Genomic DNA, 4,751 nt, shown 5'->3' with positions numbered 1-4,751 from the left:
GCAGCTTTTGCCCGGCTTCTGCCACGCGGTCGCCGTCCATAGACTGGCAAGCCTCAGCGCGGCACAGCCGGATCACATGGCGACCGGTCGGCGATGCGCGAAAATCGTGATAAAAAGTCATAACGCCATGCACTTCCGCGCGCGACAGGTTCAGCGTCTCGGCAATCAGTGTCAGTGTTTCCGCCGGCACATAGCCGAATTCTTCCTGTATGGCGTGCAAGACAGGAAGCAGCGGGCCCTCAATGGCTTTATACTCATTGATAACATCTATCGTGCGCTCAGCGACATCAGACTTTTGAGATGACGTGCCTGCGCTTCTGGTAAAAACTGAATCCGAGCCTGACATTGACGTCAAAGCCTCCCGCAAATTTATATTTCTGTTCCCCATCTTAGAACAGATCAAAACTGCGCCCCTGATTCAATAGGGTAAAACCGTCATTCAATAGAAAAAATCTATCAAGTGAGCGGCATCATAATGCGCGACAATGCTCTTGCTTCATGCAGCAAAGCAGCAATCAGCGGCGTATGCGGTTCACGCTGCGCAGCAATCAGCCCGACACTATGGCTGGCCTGCGGCTCAACAATCGGAATAGAGCGGATCGGCTCGCTAAAGCCCAGAATCTGGGAAAGATTGAGCGGCATAATGCTCGCCCATTTGCCTGTACGGATGTGAGAAAACAGCACAATCATGGAATTGGATTCCAATGTTGGCTGCACGGTTACTCCCGCCTGCGCCAGATGCTGATTGATAATCCGGCGGTTCTGCATATCGCTTGTCAGCAGACAGAGCGGCAAACTGCCGACTTCCGCCCATGTGACATTTTCACGCTCCGAAAACCGGCTGCCGACCGATGTAATCAGCTGATAGCTCTCGCGATAAATCGGCACCGCAGTCACTTTTCCCAGCGGTTCATTGTCCAGATAGCTGATTCCGGCATCAATATCGAAATTCTCCAGCGCGGCCAGCACTTCAACAGAGGTGCGGGAAATGATCGTGAAAGTCACATCGGGATGCTTCTCGCGGAACGGCGTTGTCAGCTGCGAGACCATCGCCAGTGCGGTGGGAATTGCCGCGATACGGATATGTCCGCCAAGGCCGAAACGCGCCGCCCGCATCTCCTCTTTCATCGTCCGTGCATCACCGACAATGCGCCTTGCCCATTCCAGCACGCGCTGCCCTTCCGGTGTCAGCCCCTGAAAGCGCGATCCGCGCTGCACCAGCATCACCCCCAGCATATCTTCAAGCTGGCGGATACCGGCGGACAATGTCGGCTGGGTAATGCCGCAATCTTCTGCCGCTTTGCCGAAGTGCTTTTCCCGCGCAAGCGCAATGAAATATTCCAGCTTGTCGATCATGGTGTTCCCCGTTATTTTCTGCCCTGTTATATGCAATATTATAAGAGCGATACAATCAACCGCTCAGAATTATGCCTGCGGATACAGGCGGAGACAGCTTTTGGCCGAGACCCAGCCCCTTAAAAAACCGCGCTTGCATAAGAAGCTCATGGTCTTGAGCGGCACTGCAATCGCTCTGGCTGTGACATGGGCCAGTCTGGAAATTCTCGATAAGGCTTTTCCGCCACCGCTGGAAGTAGTCAGCCAGACATCCAAAGAGGTGATGGATCGCGACGGTAATCTGCTGCGTGCCTTTGCTATTCCTTCCGGTCACTGGCGGCTCGCTACCACCCATAAAGATGTCGATCCGCAATTTATTGACATGCTCATCGCCTATGAGGATCAGCGGTTTCGCGACCATGGCGGTATTGATCCCCGCGCAATGGGGCGTGCAGCCATACAGCTTGCCAGCCACGGGCGCATTATCTCCGGCGGTTCCACTCTGTCGATGCAGGTTGCCCGTCTGATTGAACCGCGCACGGAGCGTTCCTTTATTGCCAAGTTCCGCCAGATGCTGCGCGCCGTGCAAATCGAGCGCCGCCTGTCGAAAGAAGAAATTCTCGATGCCTATCTGACGCTTGCGCCCTTTGGCGGCAATCTTGAAGGTATCCGTGCTGCCAGCCTTGCCTATTTCGGCAAGGAACCGCGCAGGCTCACCACATCAGAAGCCGCTCTGCTGATTGCCCTGCCACAATTACCGGAGCGCCGCCGTCCCGACCGCTATCCTGACAATGCCCGTGCCGCCCGTGACCGTGTGCTGAACCGCTTGGCTGTCGTCTCGCTGATCGGCAATGATGAGGCCGACCGTGCCGCACATCTGGCTATACCGAAACGCCGTTTAGCTATGCCGGCCCTTGCCCCGCATGTCAGCGAAACCGCGCTGCGCAAAGATAGCCAAGCCAATGTGCATCATGTGACGCTCAAGCGCTCGGTGCAGCAGGCACTGGAAACCGTGGCAATGGATTCCGCCAAGCGCCTCGGCCCTAAAATCTCCGTCGCCATGGTCATGGCCGATGCTATGACCGGTGAGATTATCGGTGAAGTCGGTTCCTCGGATTATTTTGATTCCAGCCGTTCCGGCTGGATTGATATGACCAATGTGCAGCGCTCACCGGGCTCCGCGCTCAAACCCTTTATTTTTGGGCTGGCTTTTGAAGACGGTCTGGTGATGCAGGAAACCATTATTGAAGACCGGCCGACCAATTTCTCCGGCTATCGCCCGCGTAACTTCGATATGAGCTATCAGGGCGATGTGACGGTACGCGAGGCGCTGCAACTCTCGCTTAATGTACCGTCCGTGCGCCTGCTCGACAGTGTCGGTGCCACACGCCTGATGGTGCGGATGCGCCGCGCAGATATTAAAACCACATTGCCACCGGGGGAAACACCGGGTCTGGCTATTGGTCTTGGCGGGCTTGGCATCAGCCTCAAGGATCTGGTGCAGCTTTACACCGGCCTTTCCAATCGTGGTAAAACCGCCGTCATTTCCAATGGCGTGGATGACCGTATAAAAGATGACAAGAGCGCAACCTCCGGTGAGCCGCTGCTGCAACCCGCAGCCGCATGGCAGGTGGCCGATGTGTTGGCAGGCGTTAAACCGCCGCTGGGGTCACTCCAGCGCGGCCTCGCCTATAAAACCGGCACCAGCTACGGCTATCGTGATGCATGGTCTGTCGGTTTTGATGGTCGCTATGTGCTGGGTGTCTGGGTTGGCCGTGCCGATAATGGCGCCGTGCCGGGTTTGAGCGGTTATGGCTCCGCCGCACCGATCCTGTTTGAAGCTTTTTCCAAATCCGGTGTCGGCTTTACCCCGCTTGCAGCCCCACCGGTCGGTACAATGCGGCTGCGCCAATCCGAGCTGCCGGTATCGTTGCGGCGCTTTACACCCTATCTCGCACCACTAGTCAGTGCGTCCGTGCGGGAATCCGCACCGCAAATCCTGTTTCCGCCGGAAGGTGCGCGGGTCGAGTTGACCAACCAGCCTGACGGCACCACCGCACCACTGGCATTGAAAATGCAGGGCGGCCGCGCACCGTTCATCTGGCTGGCCAATGGCAAGCCGCTGGATAAAGCCTCCCGCAAGCGCTCCGGCCTCTGGCAGCCGGATGGTGCAGGCTATTCCACACTGACCGTGATTGACGCGGTTGGCCGTGCCGCCAGCGTACGCGTCTTCATCGATTAAAACTAAGCCATATCCGCATATCACGCCCGTAATGCACTTCGCATTGCGGGCGTTTTTATGTGATGAATTTCGATTCCGCACAGCTGCAACTTATTACCAAACGCACAATGCTAAATATAAACATATATTTATCTGCGATAGTTTTATTCGTAATTTAGCAAAATTACGCAAAAATATTCTAATAAAATTTAATCCGTAGACGAAACTTCCTTGTTATCGCACACCATTCTGTGAAGAATATACTCACACAATCCGCCTGCCTCCGTTTGAGAGAAAACAGGTATGAGATTTGTGAGGCAAAACCGTTAAGCGAGAGACCGCTTAATGACCAAAATTATAAGGAAAACAGCAATGTCGTTGTCAGATATCGCCCGCGTCAAAACCTTAATTTCGCGCCGCACCGGCATGAAAATGATGCTGCTTTCCGCTGTTGCCATGAGCGTTGCATTTGCTGCACCTCTGTCGGTTCAGGCACAGGACACAACCATTAAAGTCGGCATCATGGGTGGTGAAGACGAAGATGTGTGGAAAGTTGTTGCTGAACAGGCTGCAAAAGAAGGCCTCAAAATCGAAACCGTCATTTTCAACGATTACACCCAGCCGAATGAAGCGCTGGAGCGTAAAGAGATTAATGCCAATGCGTTTCAGCATGAGCCATATCTGAATGAGCAGATCAAACAGCACGGCTATAAGATTTCCGTTGCCGGTTACACTGCTCTCTGGCCGATTGGTATTTATTCCCGCAAAGTTGAAAAGCTGGAAGATCTGAAAGAAGGCGCAATCGTTGGCGTTCCGAATGATCCGACCAATGAAGGCCGTGCCCTGCGCGTTCTCGAAAGCAAAGGTCTGATCAAACTCAATCCGGATGCAGGCATTCTTGCAACTCCGATTGATATTGTTGAGAACCCGAAGAAGCTTGAAATCAAAGAACTGGATGCCGGTGTTGTCGGTCTTTCCATTGATGATCTCGATGCAGCCATCGTCAACAATAACTGGGCAGCCAAATCCGGTCTGGATCCTGTAAAGGATGCTATCGGCTGGGAAGCAAAGGAAAACAATCCTTACCGTAACTTCATTGCCATCCGCACTGAAGACAAAGATGCAGCATGGGTGAAACCGCTTGTTGCAGCTTTCCAGAACGAGCCGGTGAAAGCAGAACTCGACCGTGCGTATA

The 4,751-nt window shown here is 54.1% G+C and carries 4 protein-coding genes; 2 read left to right on the top strand and 2 right to left on the bottom strand.

Going from position 1 to position 4,751, the window contains the following annotated elements:
• Together A918_RS21090 and A918_RS0118675 are read right to left on the bottom strand one after the other, a co-directional pair.
• The coding region (locus A918_RS21090) for an NAD(P)H-dependent oxidoreductase subunit E (RefSeq protein WP_022712522.1) at window positions 1-346 on the bottom strand (346 nt) is incomplete at its 3' end.
• A 110-nt stretch (window positions 347-456) separates the two neighbouring features.
• Window positions 457-1,356, bottom strand: a complete 900-nt coding sequence (locus A918_RS0118675) for a LysR family transcriptional regulator (RefSeq protein ID WP_022712521.1) — start codon at window positions 1,354-1,356, stop codon at window positions 457-459.
• A 148-nt stretch (window positions 1,357-1,504) separates the two neighbouring features.
• On the opposite strand from A918_RS0118675, the gene pbpC reads away from it, so the two are divergent.
• Together pbpC and A918_RS0118665 are read left to right on the top strand one after the other, a co-directional pair.
• Window positions 1,505-3,577, top strand: a complete 2,073-nt coding sequence (gene pbpC, locus A918_RS0118670; RefSeq protein WP_033316271.1) for a penicillin-binding protein 1C — start codon at window positions 1,505-1,507, stop codon at window positions 3,575-3,577.
• A 351-nt stretch (window positions 3,578-3,928) separates the two neighbouring features.
• On the top strand, window positions 3,929-4,751 hold an 823-nt coding region (locus A918_RS0118665; protein WP_022712519.1), incomplete at its 3' end, for a MetQ/NlpA family ABC transporter substrate-binding protein.

Source organism: Pseudochrobactrum sp. AO18b, from assembly GCF_000409565.1.
In the GTDB taxonomy this organism is placed as follows: Bacteria; Pseudomonadota; Alphaproteobacteria; order Rhizobiales; family Rhizobiaceae; genus Pseudochrobactrum; species Pseudochrobactrum saccharolyticum.
The sequence above is the reverse complement of the archived record's forward strand: the minus strand, read 5'-3'. Positions and strand labels throughout refer to the sequence as shown.